Here is a 20,366-nt window from a genome sequence, read left to right as displayed (position 1 = left end):
GTCATGGCTCAGTCTGTCGAAATTTGCATGGCGTGCAGGGCCCGGTCCACGAGCGGCCCCAGCGGAATGCCGCGGACCTCGTCGATGCGGACCAGTTCAGCCCCGCCACCCAGTTTGACCAGCAGCCGGCCAAAGCCTTGGTCGAATCGCAACCGGACGTGATCGGGGTAGCCCAGGCCCAGGGCGAGGCGGACTTGGTTGATCGCAGGGTCGGTGGCGCGGGGATCGGCCAAGTCCAGCAAGTCCAAGAGATGGCGGTTGCCAATGCGCAGGATCTCCGCGCGCCCGTTCACGCTGCGGTCCCGGGCGGCGATCACCACGGCGGCATGGCCGTCGAACGGTTCACCACGCGACGAGCGCAGCCCAGTGGCGCGCACGCGCAGCTCGAGCAAGGAATCCCGCCCGCGCCAGTCCAAGCGGCTCTGGCCAGTGACGCGGCCTCCGCGCACCCCCATTTCGAGCTGGGACATGGCGAACACGTTCTGCCGCACCGTCAAGTTGCCCGCGAGCGGCGCGATGCGGACTAATGGCGTCGTGATGCTCACGGCCGACACATAGCCACCGCGCGACAGCAGCGGTGATTGGTCGGTGAAGCGCAGCATGGCGTAGGGGTTGAACGCGAGCGTGTCCAGCAGCCGCACGCGGCCTTGCGCCACGTGGAGGTCTTCGTACACGGGGATGTCGCCGTCGAGCCCCTCGACCACGATGCCCTGCGCGGGCAGGCTCAGGTTCACGCCGTCCAGCCGCAAGCTGGCTTGGGTGCGGAAGGTGGCGAGGTCGGGTGAGGCCAGTTCGAAATCCACGCTGGCGCGTCCACGCCCCTCCATCACGCCGGGCAGGTTCAAGCCCGCCACGTCTTGCGACACGGCGCCCTGCAGCGCGAAGCGCCGCCGCCCGGGCGCGAGGTCGAGCCGCCCTTGGGCCGCGAGGCTGGTGCGGGTGGCCGCATGCGTGAGCTTGAACTCGGGCAGGAGGAATGCGCCCTCGGCGTCGCGACGGGCGCGCAGCTGCCAGACCAGGCCGCGCACGGCATAAGGCAAGGCGGGTTGCTGCTCCAGGGCGTCGATCTTGAGCTGCAGCGAGAACTCGGGTTCATCGCCCAGCTGCGCGCCAAAGCTGGCCCCCGTGCTGGCCGAGAGACCAGTCAAGATCAGGCCGCGCTCGGCCAAGGTGACGCGCGCACGTTCCATGGTCAAGGTCCCGGTCAGCGTGCGACGCGCCTGGGCTGGCGCCAGGGCCGCGGGGGCGGCATGCGACACCAGGTGCCAGCGCAGCGCAGGCACCTGCACCATCAGACCGTCTTGCTGCCAGTCGATGCCGCGCGCCTCGATCATGGCCTGTCCGTTCAGTGCCGCGCTGGCCAGGGGGTCGGGGGCGAACTGGGGCAGGCCGTCGTCCCCGACGCCGGTGATCACGCCCGTCAGCACCCCCTGCGCGTCCACGTCCAGCGCCAAGCGCTCGGCATCGAGTTGCGCGGGCAGCCAGGCCTGCAAGGCCGCAGGCACAGGCTGGGCGGGCAGATTCGCTTTCACGCTGCCGCGCAGGGCACGGGCCCGCGGATCGAAGGCCAGCGCGGCCTCGAGCGCGAGCCTCACCCCGGCCTGGCTGGACAGCCGCACCCGCGCTTCGAATGTCTGGTCCTTGGGCGCGGACGAGGGGCGATTCACGTCGAACGCCAGCGTGTAGCGCTGCGCGCCCGCGTCTTGCTCATGGACACGCAAGCCCTCGGCCTCGAGGTGCAATTCGCCCTGATGCCGCCAGGCGTCGCCTCGCGAGTCCAGCACGGCGACCACCTCGCGGGCCGACACGACGGGGTCCCACGCCGGTTGACGCACGCGCAGCTCGGTGCGCTGGGTGATGCGCGGCGCGGATGACAAGAGCGCCTCCGCCCGGCCTTGGGAGGACAAGTCCACGCCCATGCGCTGCCAAGGCAGACGGGCCAGGACGGCTGGGGACACGAAGGGGCGGACCAGGGCCAGATCGGGCGCATGAATAGCAGCCTTCCAACTCACCGTGTCGCCGGCCTTGTCCGCCTCCAGCTGGGCCTGGGCGGCGTCGGCTTGCACGTTCAAGCGCAAACGCGCGGGAGAGCGCAGCACCGAAGGCTGCGGGTTGCCCGGCTCCAGCGTCAGTCCCGCCAACTCCAGGTGCAGCATGCCGCGCTCCAGTGTGAGGGGGCGCAGATCGGCGGGAATGAGCCGCAGCAGCCGGGCCAAATCGGCATCGACCCGGGCCTGCGACAGGACCAGCGAGGCCTGGGCATCGTCGGGCAGGAACAGCTGGGCTTGCGCCTCGGCGCTGTCGGCCAATCGGGTGGGGTGCAGCTCGATGTCCAGTCCGCGCCGACTTGCATCGACCTTCGCAGACGCCGCGCCGCTTAGCAAGGGCACGGCGGCGGGGATGCGCGCATCGAAGTTCTGGCGTGTCACCGCCACACCGATCTGCGTTTGGGCCCCCGCGGCATCGGCTTGGATGCCCCACGACAGCATCAACTCGGCCACCGCTGGCCCCTGCCCTGCAAGGGCGGTGTTCTCATGCTTGGGGCTCGCGCCCTGCGAGGGCACGGTGCGCGACAGGGTCAGGGCCAGCGGCGCATCGGGCCGCCCCATCTCCGCCTGCAGCGCCCAGCCGCTCGCCGGTACTTCTGCCGCTCCTTCCGGGTTCTTCTGTTGCAGGGCCCTTGCCACCAGGGCCAGTCCACGCAAAGACCAGCGATCCACGACAGCGCCACCGCGCACGCGCACGTGCTCGAGCACCACCCCGGTCACCTCCAGCTGGGCGACTGGCGCCAGCGCGGAGAAGATGTTGGCGAGTTGCCGCGACGCCCCACTCGAGGCGTCGTCGTTATTCGCATGCGGCTCGGACGGCTCGGAAGTGAGCGCCGACAGCGAGTTGGCACCCGCCTCATCGGCGACCCAGGTCAGGGACAGATCGTGCACGGCCACGCGCGCCACCCGTGCAGGGCCGAGCGCGAGCGAACGCAGCGACCAATCCGCTTCCAAGCGGCCCACGCGCAGCAGTTCGGGCGCGACGCCATTGAAGGGCGCGGGCGTGTACACGACCAGTTGTTCGAGCCGCAGGCCGGAGGTGAGTGATGCGCTGGCCCGCTGGTAGTCGACGCGCAGGCCCGAGGCCGCTTCGACCGCCGCGACGATGCGCGGCTTGATCCAGGGATGGTCCAGCTGCCGCAACAGCAGCGCCGCCATGGCCAACACCGCGACCGCCGCCACCACCAAGGCCAGCAGCACGCCAGCGACGACCCGGGTCCATCGGGGCATGGACATTCAAGCCTCCGTTTGCCTCTGCATGCGTAGGGGAAGTGCCGCCGTGGCGGGTGGCACGCAAGCGCGATACCCGCCTTGCCCAGGGAGCGGAGTCAGAGCCAGTTGATTCACGACGGTGATCGTACCCGAGGCCCCTGCGGGCAGAACGGACCGCGGGACGGCGGCGCAGGTCTGGCCACGCCATGGGCAGGGCCGACCGCCGCCGCCGCCCCGGGTGGGCATCACGGTCACGGCGGCGGCCTGCCCTGCGCAGTGAAACGCAGCTCAGAAGCTCAGCTGCATGCCCACCTTGAGGCTGCGTCCCGGCAACGGTGACTTGCCCGGCGCGGTCTGCGTCAGGATGGACGAGGCCGAGTACGCCTCCACGTCACCGATGTTGTCCACGCGCGCGTACCACAGCGCGGGCAGGCCACCGAGCTTGTCGCTGTAGTTGAGCGAGGCGTTCCACAGCATGTAGCCGTCGGTGGTTTCCTGGCCGTCGGGCACGCGGTCCTGCTCGGCGTAACGGTCCACGCCCACGCCCGCTTTCCAGGCGGCACGGCTCCAGCGCAGCGTGGCGCCGACGCGCATCGGCGCGATGCGCGGCAGGGGTTCCCCCGTGCTGGTGTTCTCGGCTTTCACGCGGTCGGCGCTCAGGCCCAGGTCCAGCTTATTGCGTTCATCCAGCAAGCGCACATTGCCGCTCGCTTCCAGGCCGGTGAAGCGCGCGCGCAGCCCGGTGTAGGTGTACTGCGGCGGATCGCTGGCCGGATCGGTGCTTTCCAGCGAGATGTAGTTGCTGAAGCGGTGCTGGAACAACTGCAACTGCGCCTTGTGCGCGCCACGTTGCCATTGCGTGCCCACGTCCACGTTGACGGAACGCTCCAGGTCCAGGTCCGGGTCGCCAATTTCTTCCGCGTTCGTTGCAACATGCTCGCCGTTGGCGTACAGCTCGTAGTGCCGCGGCGCGCGCTCGTTGAGCGAGAGGTTGGAAGTCAGCTTCCACTCCGTCGCCACGTTCCACAAGGCGCCCAGGGCGTAGCTGGTGGGCGTGAAGCTGCGCGAGCCCGTGGTGAAGGCCGGATTGCCGTCCGCGCCGAGGGACTCGACCTTGACCGACTCCACCCGCGCGCCCGCGCTGAGCTTGCCCCAGCCCAGGCCAAGTTCCTCGTAGGCAAAGATGGCGCTCTGGCGCGTGCGGCTGCTGGGGGCATAGGCCTCATCCCCATCGGCCGAGAAGTCGGTGCGGTCGAACTGCAAGCCCACGACGCCGTCCAGCGCGCCGCCGAAGGCATCGACGGGCACATGGCGCGCCTCCAGGCGCAGGTCCTGGCCATCGGTCTTGAAGCGTGTGCCGACTTCATCGCCCTCGTACTCGGTGTGCTGGTAATCGGTCTGGCTGAACTGGGCCTTCACGCTGCGCAGCACGGGCCCCAGGTCGCGCAGTTCACCTTCGAGCGCCACGCGGTTGGAGCGCATCTGGATCGTGACCTCGTCCTCGGCCACGGCGCCATAGTCCTTGTCGTAGGTGGAGACCGAGGCCCCGAGGTAACCGCGGTCGAAGAACAGGGTGCCGCCCACGGCGCCGCCGCTGGACTCGCTGGCCGAGTTGCAGATGCGCTTGGCGCTGCGTGTCACGCCGTCGGGCGTGCACTCACGCGACACCGGAATGTCCACGTCGTCGGACTTGCGCGCCATCGCGTCCACATGCAAGGCATAGCGGTTGTTGCCCCCGTCCAAGGAGAGGACCCCGCCGCGTTCGTCGCCGCCCGTGGCGTAGTAGGCGCCGAGTCGGCCCGCGACGCCGCCCTCCTCGCCAAATTCGGCCGTGCGGGGAATGCGGTTGTCGATCACGTTGACCACCCCCCCCACGGCGCTGCCGCCGTACTGCAGCACGCCCGGACCGCGCAGGACCTCGACGCGTTCGGTCAACAGCGGATCCAAGGTGACGGCATGGTCATAACTCAGCGCGGAGAGGTCGAGGCTGGCGCCGCCGTTGTTGAGGATGGCGATGCGGTCGCCGTCTTGCCCGCGGATCACCGGGCGGCTGGCATTGGGGCCGAACCAGGTGCTGCTGACGCCGGGCAAGCCCTTGAGCGTTTCGCCCAGGGTGGACTGCCCGCGCTCCAGCAATGCGGTGCCCGACAGCTGTTCAGCAGGAGCGATTTGCTCGGCCGTGCCCAGCGGGTTGCCCGTCACCACGACGGAGGGCAAGGTGGCGGCGTCCTGCGCCCAAGCCTGGCAGCTGATCAGGACCAGCGCGGCGACGGGCGCCAGCGCGAAAACCCCGTGCCGCACGGGCCGGGAAGATGACATTCGGTTCATGAAAGCGTCTCGATCATTTTCAAGTCAAAAACAGGCCACCACGCGGTCCGACGGGGACTGCATGGCCTGGCCAAGAAGAAGAGGGAATCAGCGAGACGTGGGCGGGGCGCGCGCCGCGAAAGCGACGCAGGGTCGGGGCTGCAAGGCCTGCAGCACGACCCAGGCGGGTGTCAGCGGTGAGGCATGCGTCAGCGCGGCGATGAGCGGCACCGCGACCGGGCCGCCATGACCGAGTTGGTCATACAGACGGCAGTCCTGGACCTCGCCATCGGGCGCGGCCAAGTGCTCCAAGAGACTTTGTGGTTCGACATGGGCAGGGTCCATGTGCGCGTCGCCAGCCTTCGGGCTGTGCTGCACGTGGGCCTGCGGCGCGTGGACATGGCGCACCCCGTGCGCCAGCCCCAGCACCTGCGCCCAGAGCAGGGCCAGTACCAGCAGCATCGCAACCCAGGCGGGCATCGCCCGCGCACGTGCACATTGACGCGCACAGCGCCGCGCACGCGCTGTGACGCCAAGGTCGTGCTGGAGTCTGGGGCGCATGGGCATGCCGCGTTCAGCGCTGGTAGGGCGCGAGCGCCGTGGCGCGCAGCTGGTAGCCGCTCACGCCCATGTCACTGCCGCGGCGCACGGTCTTGAGCGTGCCCACGACCCAGACCGCGTCCATGGAACGCACGCCTTGCATGGGCTTGTCCAGCACCACGTGGACGATTTGGTTGGCGGGCGGTGGCGGGGTGTGGATGCAGGCGCCGAAGTAAGGCACGAGCAGGAACTCCTTCAAGCCCTGCCGGCTTTCCTCCAGGGGAACGACGTAACCGGGCAGACGCGTGAGCGCGCCATCGAGGGCTCGGTTGGTCGGGGCGTGGTCCCAGACTTCGCGCAACTTGGCATTCAACTCCATGGCCTCGGGCGAGGCGTCGTTGAACGGCAGGGCCGCTGAACCTTGCGGATTCAAGGCGCCCAGGGAGGCGTAAGGGTCCCAATCCTTGGGCACCAGTTCGCCCCAGCGGGTCACCTTGTAGTCGCCCTGGAATGGCGGCACGACCGGCGGAGGATTGCCCTGGTAAGCGTGCACGACCGGCAACACCAAGGGAAGGACGAAGGGCATCAGCACCAGGGCCGTCCTGGCACGACGCAGCAGGCACCGCACGAGGGAGCCCCGTGGCACGGCATCAAGAAGGAATGGCATGGTCATGTCCTTGTCCTTGTCCTTGTCCTTGTCCTTGCGCAAGCGGGCGCTCAGGGGGTGTAGGGCTCGACGCGTGCGGCCACCATCGCATAGCCGCTGTGACCGAGCTCGGAGTTGTTGCGCTCGATGCGCAGCACCCCGCTGACCCGCACGGGGTCCATGGTGCGCAGGTCGCGCACGGCGGGACGGGCAACGACGCGGACGATCTGGTTGGCGGGCGGCGGCGGCACGTGGATGCAGGCGCCGTAATACGGCACCAGCAGGAATTCCGTGATGCCCTCCTCGTTTTTTTCCAGGGGAACGACATAGCCCGACAGCCGCACCGAAGACTCGTCCATGCGCGCGTTCGTGGGTGCGTTGGCCCAGAGCATGGTCATCAGCTGCATGCGCTCGCGCATGCGGGGATCGTTGTCGTCCAAGGAGGGCGCGCCTTGCCGCACCTGCTTGAGGACCGACTCAGGATTCCAGTTCTCAGGCTCGAGCTCGCGCCAAGCAAGCTCGCGGAACACGGGGTCTGCAGCAGGTCCTGCGGTGGCCGCCGGGCGGTCTTCGCTGAAATCACGCCCGCCCATCAGCTTGCGCGTCGCGATGGGCAGCAGCACCAACACGGCCAGCGCCAGGAAGGCGGGAAGAAATTTGAAACCACCGGATTTCATGAGCATGCCCTGAAGAGGAAGGTGCGTGGCCACGGTGAGCCCACGGCGCGAGACGGGCCCCCAGCGCGGGGCGGAGTCGCAGGAATCGGCTGAATGGGGGACTGCGTCCGCCAAGACGGACTCGCTCGCCCCAGAGCAACGGCACTCAGCCCAACGCGGGCGGGCCCCGGTTGCGTGCTCGAACCACGGCCAGACGTGGGATCAGGCACGGAACCAGCACGGCGAGCCCAAAGGCGAGGCCGCTGATCAAGGGCGCGGCCAGCAGGCCATGCAAGCCCAACACGCCGAGGGAGGCATAGGCCAGGCAGGTCCCGCAGGCATGCGCTGCGGAGGAGTCCGGCCCATGGGAGTCCGCACCATTGGCCGGGTTGGCCGGGTCAAACGGGTCCGCTGAATCGGTCAGATGCGCCGACGCTTGGACGTCGTGTTCCAGCCCGTGCAGCACGGCGCCCCATTGCGCCAGCGGCAGCAGCAGGACCAGCCCGAGCAAGACCCTGCGCCAGGCAGGGCCCAGACGTTGGAGCGGGTTCACGGCAAGGTCAAGCGTCACCCCGCCATTTTAGGCGGCGCGTCAAGCCCCGGGCTTGAGCAATTCGACGAAATGCTTGCGAAACTTTTCCACCTTGGGACCGACGACAAAGGCGCAGTAGCTTTGTTCGGGGTGGTGCTCGAAGTAATCCTGGTGGTAGTCCTCGGCGGGCCAGTAATTGCTCAGCGGCTGCACCTCGGTCACGATGGGCGAGCTGAAGATGCGGCCCTGCTCGAGGTCGGCGATCATTTCCCGAGCCACGCGCGCCTGCTCGGCCGATCTCGTGTAGATGCCACTGCGGTATTGAGGCCCCACGTCATTGCCCTGCCGATTGAGCGTGGTTGGGTCGTGGATGGAAAAGAAAATCCCAAGCAACTGCTGCAGGCTGATCTCGGCCGGGTCGTAGACAACGCGCACCACTTCGGCATGGCCGGTATCGCCGGTGCACACATCCTCGTAACTGGGTTGCTTCACATGGCCATTGCTGTAGCCGTTCTCGACATCGATCACGCCGCGCACGCGGGTGAAGATGGCCTCGGTGCACCAGAAGCAGCCACCGCCGAGCACCAGGGTCTCGGTCGCGGTTACCGGAGTGTCCGAAGTCTGGGTGTCTTGCATCTGTATAGGGTCCGCCAAGGGTTTCATGGTTTGCGCACGCACTTGAGGGACTGGGGGCCCGCAAGGCAGTTCGGGGCGAGTCTGCCATGATGGAAGTCTGGACGCTCGCCCAATCGCCAAAAGGCTTATCGATGAACCTGACTCGCGCCTTGGCTTGCGCCAGCGAATCCACCAGCGAATGCGCCATTGTCCGATGGGGCGAATCGCACACGCCGTCGAGGGGGTGGAAACAGCCCTTGAACTTGCCTAATGACCGGCCAGTCATTAAAATCAAAAGATGATCAGAAAAGCATGCCCTGTGGCGGCCACCCTTGTCTCGGCGCTGAGTTCACGGCGCAAGGGCGGCGAGGACACGAGCACACCGGCCAAGCGCGCGCGGCGCAAGGAAGCCCGGCCCGGCGAGTTGCTGGCCGCGGCGCTGACGCTGTTCGTCGAAAAAGGCTATGCCGCGACCCGTGTCGAAGAGGTGGCCCAACTCGCTGGCGTGTCCAAGGGCACGCTGTTCCTGTACTTCGCCAACAAGGAAGAACTCTTCAAGGCCGTGGTGCGCGAGAACTTGGCCGGCCATTTTCCCGAATGGAATGCCGAGTTCGATGTCTGGTCCGGCAACACCTCGGAGCTGCTTCAATATGCTTTGCGGGAATGGTGGGAGCGGGTCGGCAGCACACCCGTGGCGGGCATCACCAAACTCATGATGAGCGAAGCCGCCAACTTCCCCGAGCTCGCGTCCTTCTATGAGAGCGAGGTCATGGCGCCTGGCCGCTCGCTGGTGCAACGCATTTTGCAACGCGGCGTGGACCGGGGGGAATTCCGGCTCATCGCCCCGGCTGACATGCGGCATGCGGTCTACGCGGTGCTGGCGCCCATGCTGTTCCTGATGTCTTGGAAGCACTCCTTTGGCGCCTGCGCCGCACCCACCGAAGCCATCGACCCCGTGCGCTACTTGGAACAACAGGCGCGCATCCTGCTGCACGGGCTGTGCGCGCCCACGGCCACGACGTCCCCCGCCATGAGAGCGGCCAGCACCGCTTGACCCGGCCCATTCCTCAAACGCCATGATCCCACTGCAACGACGTCCTGCTGCAGCCTCGCGCGCTTGGCGCTCCCGCTTCCTGATCGGTGCGTTGGTGCTGCTGGTCGCCGGCGGGATCACATTCATGCTGCTGCGCTCTCGCGCACCTGCGTCGCCGGCCGTGCCGCCCCAGGCTGCCGCCGACAAGGCGGGCCCGGTGATCGAACTCCAGGCGCAAGACCACACGACGCTGCGGCAACGCACCCTGCAACGGAGCTTGCCCGTGTCGGGCACGCTGCGGGCCGTCCGTTCCGCGCTGGTCAAGGCCCGCGTGTCCGGGGAGTTGCAGGACCTCACGCTGCGTGAGGGGGATACCGTGCAGGCCGGTCAAGTCGTCGCTCGCATCGACCCCGCCGAGTACACGGCGCGGCTGCGTCAGGCGCGGCTGCAAGCCGACGCGGCCAAGGCCCAGCTCGACATCAATCTGCGCCAATACCAGAACAACGAGGCGCTCGTTCAGCAAGGCTTCATTTCATCGACCGCGCTGGACGCCTCCCTGGCCCAGCTCAACGCCGCGCGCGCCAACTACCAGGCCGCGCTGGCCGCGGCCGACGTGGCCCAGAAAAGCGCGGACGACACGGTGCTGCGTGCCCCCATGGGCGGACAGATCGCCCAGCGGCTGACGCAGCCTGGCGAACGGGTGGCCATCGACGCGCGCATCGTCGAGATCGTCGACCTGTCGCACATGGAAATCGAGGCCGCGATCAGCGCCGCGGATTCGGTCAGCGTGCGCGTGGGCCAACAGGCGCGCTTGCAGGTGGAGGGCGTGCCCGAGGCGCTGACCGCGCACGTGGCGCGCATCAACCCCAGCGCGCAGACGGGCAGCCGCAGCGTGCTGGTCTATCTCAAATTGGACTCCCAAGACATCGTCAAGGCGGGACTGCGCCAGGGCCTGTTCGCCCAGGGCGCGCTGGCCACCGAAACCGCGCGCGCGGTGGCGGCACCGGCATCCGCCGTGCGCTATGACAAACCGCAACCCTATCTGCAGCTACTGGACCAAGATCAAGTGCGGCACGTCAGCGTGACGCTGGGCCTGCGCGGCCTCGATGCCAACAGATCAGACCAGGGCAACGAAGGTGAACTGATTGCCGTGCGGGCCGTGGACGGCAGCCCCCTGGAAGGGCGCAAGGTGCTGCAGGGCGTGGTCGGCGCGCTGCGCGAAGGCACACCGGTGCGCGAAGCGGTCGTCACCCCCGTCAATGCGACGACCGGCGCCGCCGCGCCAGGCCACTGAAACTTGGCGCCGCCACAAGCCCCGCCGTCAACGACCCCATAACCCGCCATGTGGTTCACCCGAGTCAGCCTGAAGAACCCCGTGTTCGCCACCATGATGATGATGGCGCTGGTGGTGCTGGGCCTGTTCTCGTACCAGCGTCTGCAGGTCGACCAGTTTCCAAACATCGAGTTCCCGGTGGTGGTGGTCAGCACGGCTTACCCCGGGGCTTCGCCCGAGATCGTCGAGAGCGAGGTGAGCAAGAAGATCGAGGAAGGCGTCAACTCGATCGCGGGCATCAACACCCTGACCTCGCGCAGCTACGAGAACCAGTCGGTCGTCATCATCGAGTTCCAGCTCACCGTCGACGGTCGCAAGGCCGCCGAAGACGTGCGCGAGAAGGTCGCCGCGCTGCGCCCCTCCCTGCGTGACGAGGTGGAAGAGCCGCGCGTGCTGCGCTTTGACCCGTCGAGCCGCGCCATCTGGTCGCTGGCCGTGCTCGGCGATGCGTCGGGCCAAGACTCCAGCGCTGGGCCGTCGCAAGGTGTGAGCGTTCCTCCGGGAGGCAGCGCGGCAGGCGCGGCGGCCAGCGCGGGGGCCCAGAGTTGGTCGCCGGTGGAACTCACGAATTGGGCCGACCAGGTACTGAAAAAGCGCCTGGAGAATGTGCGCGGCGTGGGCGCCGTCAACCTGGTGGGCGGCACCAAACGCGAAATCAACATCTACCTGCGCCCCGAGGCGCTGGAGGCCTACGGACTCACGCCCACCCAGATCGTCGAGGCGGTGCGCGGCGAGAACCAGGAACTGCCCCTGGGCGCGGTGCGCTCCAGCACGCGCGAAATCGCGGTGCAGATCGACGCACGCATGCAGCGCCCGGAGGATTTCGCGCGCATCATCGTCGCACGCAAGGGCGGCACGAGCGGCGTGGACACTCCCGTGCGCCTGGGCCAAGTGGCCACCATCCGCGATGGCGCGCAGGAGCTGGAGAGCCTGGCGCTTTACAACGGCCAACGCACCCTCTTGCTGACCGTTCAGAAGTCTCAGGACGAGAACACCATCGCCGTGATCGACGGCCTGACCAAGGCCGTGGCCGAGTTGAAGACCCAGGGCCTGCTGCCCGCGGGCGTGCGGCTGGAACCCATTCAAGACGGCTCGCGCCCCATCCGTGTTGCGGTCCATAACGTGCGCCAGACCCTGTTCGAAGGCGCGATGCTCACGGTGCTGATCGTCTTCCTGTTCCTGAACTCCTGGCGTTCCACCGTGATCACGGGGCTGACGCTGCCGATCGCGCTGATCGGCACCTTTCTTTTCATGCAGGCCTTCGGTTTCACGATCAACATGATCACGCTGATGGCGCTGTCGCTCTGCGTGGGCCTGCTGATCGACGATGCCATCGTGGTGCGCGAGAACATCGTGCGCCACGTGCAGATGGGCAAGGGCCACTACCAGGCCGCGCTCGAGGGCACCGAAGAAATCGGCCTCGCGGTGCTGGCGACCACGCTGTCCATCGTGGCGGTGTTCCTGCCCATCGGTTTCATGGGCGGCATCATCGGGAAGTTCTTCCACCAGTTCGGCATCACCATCGTGGCGGCGGTGCTGATCTCCATGTTCGTGAGCTTCACGCTGGACCCCATGCTGTCGTCCGTCTGGCCTGACCCGAACATCCACCAACACGGCGCGAGCCCCCTCGCGCCCCGCAACTTCTACGACCGGACGGTGGGCCGGGTCACCGGCTGGTTCGACCGCGCCACCGACCGCCTGGCCCAGGTCTACCAGCGCCTGCTGAGCTGGTCGCTGGGTCACAAGCTCACCACGTTGATCGTGGCCTTCGCCATCTTCGTGGCCAGCATCCTGCTCGTGCCCTTGCTGGGCTCGGAGTTCGTGCCCACCGCCGACTTCTCCGAGACCACGGTCAATTTCCGCACCCCCGAAGGCACGTCCATCGAGGCGACCGAGGCCAGGGCGCGGCAGGTGCAGGACCTGCTGCAACGGGAGTTTCCGGAGGTGCGTTACTCCCTCGCCACCCTCAACACGGGCAATGCGCAAGGCAAGAACTACGTCAGCATCTACGTGCGCCTCGTGGACCGGGTGCAACGTCAGCGTAACGTGAACCAGATCTCCGCCCAGCTGCGCGAACGGCTGCGCGTCGTGCCGGGCATCACCGTCACGCACGTGGGCCTGATGGACGCCGTGGGCGGTCAGAAGCAGCTGGAATTCTCGCTCCAGGGCCAAGACTTGCGCGAGCTGGAGCGACTGACCCAGACGGTGCTGGAGAAGATCGCGCCCATTCCAGGCTTGGTGGACCTGGACAGCAGCGCCAAGCCCGGCCGCCCGACCATCTCCGTGCAAGTCAACCGCGAAGCCGCCGCCGACCTGGGCCTGAACGTCAACCAGATCGCCGCCGCCCTGCGCGCCCTGGTCGCCGGCAACACGGTGGGCAACTGGCGCGCCAGCGACGACCAGACCTACGACGTGAACGTGCGCCTGGCCCCTGAAGCACGCGAGGACATGGGCAACCTGGAGCGCCTGCCCTTCGCCCTGGGCCAGGCTTCGGATGGCAGCGCGCGCGTGATCCGCCTGAACCAGGCCGCCACCTTGGTGCAAGGCACAGGGTCCAGTCAGATCAACCGGCGCGACCTGATGCGAGAAGTCACCATCACGGCCAATGTGCATGGCCGGTCGCTGGGCGAGGTGTCGGCCGACATCCGCCAGGCCTTGGCAAGCACCAGCTTCCCGCCCGGCTACCGCTACCGTTTTGGCGGCGCCACCAAGAACATGGAAGAAAGTTTTGGCTATGCGATCTCCGCCCTGGCCATGGCCATCATCTTCATCTACATGATCCTGGCCAGCCAATTCAAGAGCTTCTTCCAGCCCCTGGCGCTGATGACCTCGCTGCCACTGACCTTGATCGGCGTGGTGCTGGCGCTGATGCTGTTCGGCTCCTCTCTGTCCATGTTCTCGATCATCGGCGTCGTGATGCTCATGGGCTTGGTGACCAAGAACGCCATCCTGCTGCTGGATTTCGCCATCCGCGCCCGCGAAGGCGGGCTGGACACGGAGGGTCGCCCGGTGCCGGGCATGGCGCGCGAGCAAGCCCTGCTGACCGCCGCACAAGTTCGGCTGCGGCCCATCCTGATGACCACGCTGGCCATGATCTTCGGCATGGTGCCGCTGGCCTTCGCCTTGTCCGAAGGCTCGGAGCAGCGCGCGCCGATGGGGCAGGCCGTGATCGGCGGCATCATCACCTCCTCGCTGCTCACCTTGGTGGTCGTGCCCGTGGCCTACTGCTACCTGGACGACTTCGCACAGTGGCTGCGCCGGCTCTGGCATGGAAGGCAGGCCACCCCAGAGCAGACTCCTTGAACGCACACGAACAGGATTTATTGCTGCGATATCGCAACGATTCAGGAACTCACTAAAATTTTTGACCGCCTCCCAACGACTTACCTTCCAACTCCCACGGAACCGACGCCATGAACACCTTCATGAACACCGAAAAAGCCCGCTTCAACATGATCGAGCAGCAGATCCGCCCCTGGAACGTGCTCGACGCGGACGTGCTCGCCCTGCTGTCCGAGATCAAGCGGGAGGACTTCGTGCCCGCGGGCCTGCGAGCCCTGGCCTTCACGGACACTGAACTGCCCTTGAAGAGTGGCGAAGATGCGCCCGTGATGCTCGCGCCCCGCGTGCAGGCACGCATCGTTCAGGATGTCGCCGCCCAGCCGCAGGACAAGGTGCTGCTGGTCGGCGCGGGTTCCGGTTATCTGGCTGCCCTGCTGGCCAAGCGCTCGAAGCAGGTGATCGCGCTGGAGATCGACGCCGAACTGGCCGCGCTGGCCCGCGCCAACCTGCAGAAAGCAGGGATCACCAACGCCCAGGTTCAACAGGCTGATGGGAGCCAGGGCGCGCCCGCCGAAGCGCCGTTCGACGTGATCGTGCTGGCCGGTTCGGTGGCCGAAGTGCCCGCCGCCCTGCTGGCGCAGCTCGCCGCGGGCGGGCGGCTGTTCGCGATCGTGGGCGAACCGAACGCGCCCACGATGCGCGCCACCCTCATCACGCGCGCCGAGGACCAGACCTACCACAGCAACCAGGGGTGGGACACGGTGGCGCCACGGCTGCGCAATTTCCCCGAAGCGGCGCGTTTCAGTTTCTGACCCCTCCATCACACCAGACTGCACGCGGCGCCCCCGGCCGTGTGCGCTGACCCCACTCGCGTTTGAAGGCATCGGCATGATCCAGCACATCCACCCTGGCGATTTCGACACTTGGCTGCGGCAAGCGCAAGCAGCCACGCAGGCCCAGGGCCCGGACGCGCCTGGCCCGCTGGTGCTGGACGTCCGCGAGGCGCATGAATTGCAGTTGGCCGCGCTGCGCCCCGCAGCGGATGCCGGCTATGAATTGCTGCACATCCCCATGAACACCGTGCCGGGCGCGCTGGATCGGCTCGACGCGGCGGGCCGTCCATCCCAGCGCCCGATCGCCTGCCTGTGCCACCACGGGGGCCGCAGCCTACGGGTCGCCGAGTACCTGAGACACCAAGGTTTCGAACGCGTCGTGAACATCAGCGGCGGCATCGAGGCCTGGGCCGCGCAGCGCGACCCGAGCATTCCGCGGTACTGATCGCCGATTTCCGCGCCACGAAGCGCTTGCTGCCCTTTGCCCTCTTGCACCATGCACCTTTGCCCCCAGATTGCAAGCAAGACATATAATAAGCATTGCTTACTATATGTTTGGCCCGCCTCTCTGGGAATGCATCTGAGAGAGAAAACGCCCACCTTCTGCCCCTTCGTCCTATGAAACTGCAACGCTTGTTCCCGCGCGCCACCCTGGCTCTGGCCGTCGCCACTCTGTTCGCCCCCGTCGCGCAGGCCCAGAGCCTGCTGGACCTGTACCAAGCCGCGCGCGGCCACGACGCCACCTACCAGGCTGCACGCGCTCAGTACGAGGCCGGGCAGCAACGCGCCGATCAGGCCAAGGCCGCCCTGCTGCCGACCGTCACCCTGAGCGCGAGCGTGAACCGCACGGACCAGGATGCCGAGCTGTCCAGTGGCGGCAGCAGCAACCTGGACTACCAGACCCGCAGCACCAGCATCAATCTGAGCCAACCTTTGTTCCGCCCCGCCAATTTCGCGACCTTCCGTCAGGGCGCGCAGCAGGAGGAATTGGCGGAGGCCCAATGGCTGGCCTCGGAGCAGGACCTGATCCTGCGGGTCAGCCAGGCCTACTTCGATGTGCTGAGCGCGCAAGACAGCCTCACCTTCGTGCAAGCGCAGAAGACCGCCGTGCGCGAGCAGCTGGCCGCCGCGCAACGCAACTTCGAAGTTGGCGCGGCCACCATCACCGACACCCGTGAAGCCCAGGCGCGATTCGACCTCGTGGTCGCCCAGGAGATCGCGGCCGACAATGACCTGCGCATCAAGAAACTGGCGCTGGACCAGCTTGTGGGCCTGCAAGACGTTCGACCCTTGCCACTGGCGCCCGCGGTCGCGCTGCCCGCGGTCGCGCCGCAAGACATCAACTACTGGGTCGATCTGGCCAAAGCCCAGCACCCGTCGGTGCGGCAGGCCCGCGTGGCACTGCGCAACGCCGAGCTGGAAAGCACCAAGGCCATCTCGGGCCATTTGCCCACGGTGGATTTGACGGCCAGTCGCAGCCTCAACAAATACACCAATGGCGGCTCCACTGGCCAGACGGATTCGGCGAATGTCACCACCGTCGGCGTGCAATTGACCCTGCCGCTGTTCGCCGGATTCGCGACGCAGAACCGCCTGCGCGAAACCTTGGCCTTGGAAGACCAGGCCCAGGCCCAGCTGCAAGGCGCTGAGCGCTCGGTCTCACAGGGCGCGCGCACGGCCTACCTGGGCGTGCTGTCGGGCCTGAGCCAGGTGAAGGCGCTGGAAGCGGCCGAAACCTCGAGCCAGAGCGCGCTGGACGCCAACCAACTGGGCTACCGCGTGGGTGTGCGCATCAACATCGATGTGTTGAACTCGCAGAGTCAGCTGTATCAGACCAAGCGGGATCTGTCCCAAGCCCGCTACAACGTGCTGCTGGCAACCCTGCGCCTGCGTCAGGCCAGTGGTGACCTGAACAGCAACGACCTGCAGAACATCAACGCGCTGCTCGCGAACAGCGCGACCGCGCCAGCGAGCAAGCCCGCGCAGTCCAAGTAAGTCCGGCGCAGCCCTGGCACCGTGCCTTGGGCGGCCGCTCAGTGCGCGGCGGCGCCCAGGGCGGCGTCCGGCTTGACGCTCTTGAGCAGGGCGAGCATCTCGCCCTCGATGCGCTGGAGGGCCTGCGATGTGTGTCCCTCGAAGCGCAGCACCAGCACCGGGGTGGTGTTGGAAGCCCGAACCAGGCCGAAACCATCGGGCCAATCGACGCGCACGCCATCGATGGTGCTGACTTCGGCGGGCTTGGGAAAGGTGCCACTGGCCAGGGCCTTCTTCTGCAGCTCGGCCACGATCCGGTGTGGCTCGCCCTCGGCGCAGGCCACGTTCAACTCCGGAGTGGAATGACTCGTCGGCAAGGCGTTCAGCACGGCGCTCGCGTCGGGGGAACGGCTCAGGATTTCCAGCAGGCGGGCGGCGGCGTAGGTGCCATCGTCGAAACCGTACCAGCGTTCCTTGAAAAAGACGTGGCCGCTCATTTCGCCGCCCAAGGGTGCGTCAATCTCCTTCATGCGCGCCTTGATCAGGGAGTGCCCCGTCTTGTACATGAGTGGCTTGCCACCGGCTTCCTTGATGGCAGGCGCCAGACGCTGCGTGCACTTCACATCGAACAGGATGAAGCTGTTGGGCGCGCGCTTGAGCACGTCGCGCGCGAAGAGCATCAGTTGCCGATCTGGATAGATGATCTGCCCGTCCTTGGTCACGACGCCGAGACGGTCGCCGTCGCCATCGAAGGCCAGGCCGATCTCGGCATCGGTCTCGCGCAGGATCTTGACCAAGTCGCGCAGATTCTCGGGTTTGCTTGGGTCGGGGTGGTGATTGGGGAAGGTGCCGTCGACGGTGCTGTACAGCTCGCGCACGTCGCAGCCCAGGGCGCGCAAGATGCCCGGCGCGGAGCCACCGGCCACGCCGTTGCCGGAATCGACGACGATCTTCATGCGGCGGTGCAGGTGCACGTCGCCGACAATGCGGTCACTGTAAGACGACTGGATGTCGAGCTTGGTCAGCTTGCCGGCCTTGGTGGGCAAGGCACCGGTCTCGCCGAGCAAGGGAGTCTGATCCGCTTCCATCGCCTTGCGCAAAGCCTGGATTTCATCGCCATAGATCGCGCGGCCGGCCAGCACCATCTTGAAGCCGTTGTAGTCCGCGGGATTGTGGCTGCCCGTCACCTGGATGCCGCTCTTGCACACCGTGCTGGCCGCGTAGTACAGCATGGGCGTGGTGACCATGCCCAGATCGATCACATCCATGCCCACGGTGCGCAGGCCACGGATCAGGGCGGCACTCAGCGCGGGGCCGCTGAGTCGGCCGTCCCGGCCCACGGCGACCCAGCCCTCCCCTTCCGCGCGCGCGGCCAGTCCAAAGGCGCGCCCCAGGCTCTCGGCAACGGATTCATCCAGTGTTGACGGCACCACGCCGCGAATGTCATAGGCCTTGAAGATCGAAGCAGTAACTTTCATGGGCAAGAATTACACCATGAACTCCGCACGACTCGCCAAGCGCCGACTCGCACTCAGGCTCAAGCCCCTCACGCTGCCCGCGCCGCGCAACCCTTTGGTGTCGCCGGCGCTTAAGCGCAAGGCCGGCGCGCACCGCAAAACGGCCAAGAGCGAGCGCCAAGCGGGTCGGCAAGCGCTGAGACAGGCGCTAAGGCAGTCACTGCAGCAAATGCGATGAAAAAAGGGGCTGCGCAAGCAGCCCCTTGACGGTCCGGCAAGCCAACGCTTCAGGCTGTCACGGTTTCGTGGGCCGGGGTGCGAATCAAGTGGTCAAAGGCGCTCAAGGCGGCTTTCGCGCCTTCGCCGGCGGCGATCACGATCTGCTTGTAGGGCACCGTCGTGCAATCGCCCGCGGCGAACACGCCGGGAAGGCTGGTGTGCCCCTTGGCATCGACCACGATCTCGCCGAACTTCGACAGCTCCAGCGTGCCCTTGAGCCATTCGGTGTTGGGCACCAGGCCGATCTGCACGAACACGCCTTCCACGTCCACGTGCTTCTTCTCGCCCGTGGTCCGGTCCAGGTAGTCCATGCCGGCGAGCTTGCCGCCCGCGCCGGAGAACTCGGTGGTTTGCGCCTGCGTGATGATCTGCACATTCGGCAGACTCTTGAGCTTGCTCACCAGCACGGCATCGGCCTTGAGTTGATCACCGAACTCCAAGAGGGTCACGTGCTCGACGATGCCAGCCAGGTCGATGGCGGCCTCGACGCCCGAGTTGCCGCCGCCGATCACGGCGACCTTCTTGCCCTTGAACAAGGGGCCATCACAGTGCGGGCAATAGGCCACGCCCTTGTTTTTGTACTCCTGCTCGCCCGGCACATTCACGTTGCGCCAGCGCGCGCCGGTCGACAGGATGACACTGCGCGCCTTGAGCACGCCGCCATTGGCCATGTGCACCTCGGTCAGCCCGCCAGGCTGCGCGGCCGGCACCAGCTTGTCGGCGCGCTGCAGGTTCATGATGTCCACCTCGTAGTGGCGCACCTGGGCTTCCAGCGCAGCCGCGAACTTCGGTCCTTCAGTCTCCAGCACGGAGATGTAATTCTCGATCGCCAAGGTGTCGTTGACCTGGCCACCGAAACGCTCCGCCGCGACGCCGACTCGGATGCCCTTGCGCGCGGCGTAGACCGCCGCGGCGGCACCCGCGGGACCACCGCCCACGATCAGCACGTCATACGGATCCTTCGCGGACAACTTAGCCGCTTCGCGCTGCTCGCTCTTGACGTCCAGCTTGGCGACAATTTCCTCCACCGTCATGCGGCCGGACGCGAACATCTTGCCGTTGAGCCAGGTGGCGGGCACGGCCATGATCTGCCGCTCGTCCACTTCGGATTGGTAGAGGCCGCCGTCCACGATGGTGGCTTGCACGCGTGGGTTGACGATGCTCATCAAGCTCACGGCCTGGACCACGTCAGGGCAGTTGTGGCAGGTCAAGGACATGTAGACCTCGAACTTGAATTCACCCTCGAGGTTGCGAATCTGCTCGATCACCTCGGGCTCGACCTTGGGCGGATGGCCGCCGGTCCACAGCAAGGCGAGCACCAGGGAAGTGAACTCGTGGCCCAGTGGAATGGCCGCGAAGCGAACACCCGTGGTTTCTCCTTCACGCGCGATCACGAAGGAGGGCTTGCGCGCGTCGTTGCCACTCTCGTCGTAGCGGACCTGGTCGGACAGGCCAGCGATCTCCTGCAGCAACTCGCGCAGTTCGGCCGACCTCTCGCCGCCATCGAGGGATGCGATCAGGCGAATAGGGCGTTGCAGCTTGGTCAGGTAAGCCTGCAACTGGGACTTCATGGCGTCGTCGAGCATGGGGTTCTCCTGGGAAGCGTGATGGGTGACAGA

General features: G+C 66.9%; 16 protein-coding genes. 7 read left to right on the top strand and 9 right to left on the bottom strand.

The features are described 5' to 3' along the window. Positions 1-8: 8 nt before the first annotated feature. The 7 genes from HGR_RS07385 to msrA all read right to left on the bottom strand — a co-directional run bounded on the left by HGR_RS07385 (position 9) and on the right by msrA (position 8,577). Positions 9-3,284 carry a hypothetical protein gene (locus HGR_RS07385; protein WP_006297552.1) on the bottom strand — a complete coding sequence of 1,092 codons (3,276 nt, stop codon included), beginning with the start codon at positions 3,282-3,284 and terminating at the stop codon, positions 9-11. A gap of 264 nt (positions 3,285-3,548) precedes the next feature. Next, the gene (locus HGR_RS07380) at positions 3,549-5,588 is read right to left on the bottom strand and encodes a TonB-dependent receptor (RefSeq protein ID WP_039852782.1); all 2,040 of its coding nucleotides are present in this window, start codon (positions 5,586-5,588) and stop codon (positions 3,549-3,551) included. Positions 5,589-5,675: 87 nt separating this feature from the next. Continuing rightward, positions 5,676-6,047 carry a hypothetical protein gene (locus tag HGR_RS16815; protein ID WP_050797413.1) on the bottom strand — a complete coding sequence of 124 codons (372 nt, stop codon included), beginning with the start codon at positions 6,045-6,047 and terminating at the stop codon, positions 5,676-5,678. 94 nt (positions 6,048-6,141) lie between these two features. Beyond that, a complete protein-coding gene (locus HGR_RS07370) occupies positions 6,142-6,774 on the bottom strand; it encodes a DUF3299 domain-containing protein (RefSeq protein ID WP_237701387.1) in 633 nt (210 codons plus the stop codon). Positions 6,775-6,824: 50 nt separating this feature from the next. Beyond that, positions 6,825-7,436, bottom strand: a complete 612-nt coding sequence (locus tag HGR_RS07365; RefSeq protein ID WP_006297548.1) for a DUF3299 domain-containing protein — start codon at positions 7,434-7,436, stop codon at positions 6,825-6,827. 139 nt (positions 7,437-7,575) lie between these two features. Then, complete coding sequence (locus HGR_RS07360) at positions 7,576-7,962, bottom strand: hypothetical protein (RefSeq protein ID WP_039852781.1); 387 nt, start codon at positions 7,960-7,962, stop codon at positions 7,576-7,578. 39 nt (positions 7,963-8,001) lie between these two features. Continuing rightward, the gene (gene msrA / locus HGR_RS07355; RefSeq protein ID WP_006297546.1) at positions 8,002-8,577 is read right to left on the bottom strand and encodes a peptide-methionine (S)-S-oxide reductase MsrA; all 576 of its coding nucleotides are present in this window, start codon (positions 8,575-8,577) and stop codon (positions 8,002-8,004) included. Positions 8,578-8,899: 322 nt separating this feature from the next. Here msrA and HGR_RS07350 point away from each other — a divergent pair, with 322 nt between their 5' ends. The 6 genes from HGR_RS07350 (at position 8,900) to HGR_RS07325 (ending at position 17,032) form a co-directional block, all read left to right on the top strand. Beyond that, on the top strand, positions 8,900-9,610 hold the full coding sequence (locus tag HGR_RS07350) for a TetR/AcrR family transcriptional regulator (protein ID WP_039852829.1): 711 nt from the start codon (positions 8,900-8,902) through the stop codon (positions 9,608-9,610). A gap of 22 nt (positions 9,611-9,632) precedes the next feature. Beyond that, a complete protein-coding gene (locus HGR_RS07345) occupies positions 9,633-10,883 on the top strand; it encodes an efflux RND transporter periplasmic adaptor subunit (RefSeq protein ID WP_006297544.1) in 1,251 nt (416 codons plus the stop codon). A 48-nt stretch (positions 10,884-10,931) separates the two neighbouring features. After that, the gene (locus HGR_RS07340; RefSeq protein WP_006297543.1) at positions 10,932-14,225 is read left to right on the top strand and encodes an efflux RND transporter permease subunit; all 3,294 of its coding nucleotides are present in this window, start codon (positions 10,932-10,934) and stop codon (positions 14,223-14,225) included. 110 nt (positions 14,226-14,335) lie between these two features. Continuing rightward, positions 14,336-15,016: a protein-L-isoaspartate O-methyltransferase family protein gene (locus tag HGR_RS07335; RefSeq protein WP_006297542.1), complete on the top strand. Its 681-nt coding sequence runs from the start codon at positions 14,336-14,338 to the stop codon at positions 15,014-15,016. A 76-nt stretch (positions 15,017-15,092) separates the two neighbouring features. Beyond that, a complete protein-coding gene (locus HGR_RS07330) occupies positions 15,093-15,482 on the top strand; it encodes a rhodanese-like domain-containing protein (RefSeq protein WP_006297541.1) in 390 nt (129 codons plus the stop codon). A gap of 173 nt (positions 15,483-15,655) precedes the next feature. Further along, positions 15,656-17,032, top strand: a complete 1,377-nt coding sequence (locus HGR_RS07325; protein ID WP_050797412.1) for a TolC family outer membrane protein — start codon at positions 15,656-15,658, stop codon at positions 17,030-17,032. Between the two features lie 38 nt (positions 17,033-17,070). On the opposite strand, the gene HGR_RS07320 is transcribed toward HGR_RS07325, so the two are convergent. Next, complete coding sequence (locus HGR_RS07320; RefSeq protein ID WP_006297539.1) at positions 17,071-18,489, bottom strand: phosphomannomutase/phosphoglucomutase; 1,419 nt, start codon at positions 18,487-18,489, stop codon at positions 17,071-17,073. Between the two features lie 16 nt (positions 18,490-18,505). Between HGR_RS07320 and HGR_RS07315 the strand changes: the two genes are divergently transcribed. Further along, a complete protein-coding gene (locus HGR_RS07315; protein ID WP_039852822.1) occupies positions 18,506-18,706 on the top strand; it encodes a hypothetical protein in 201 nt (66 codons plus the stop codon). A 49-nt stretch (positions 18,707-18,755) separates the two neighbouring features. Here HGR_RS07315 and ahpF read toward each other — a convergent pair whose 3' ends face one another. Next, the gene (gene ahpF, locus HGR_RS07310; protein WP_006297537.1) at positions 18,756-20,333 is read right to left on the bottom strand and encodes an alkyl hydroperoxide reductase subunit F; all 1,578 of its coding nucleotides are present in this window, start codon (positions 20,331-20,333) and stop codon (positions 18,756-18,758) included. Positions 20,334-20,366: the final 33 nt, after the last annotated feature.

This window comes from Hylemonella gracilis ATCC 19624 (genome assembly GCF_000211835.1).
Classification (GTDB): domain Bacteria; phylum Pseudomonadota; class Gammaproteobacteria; order Burkholderiales; family Burkholderiaceae_C; genus Hylemonella; species Hylemonella gracilis.
This window is presented reverse-complemented; position numbering and strand designations above follow the sequence as displayed.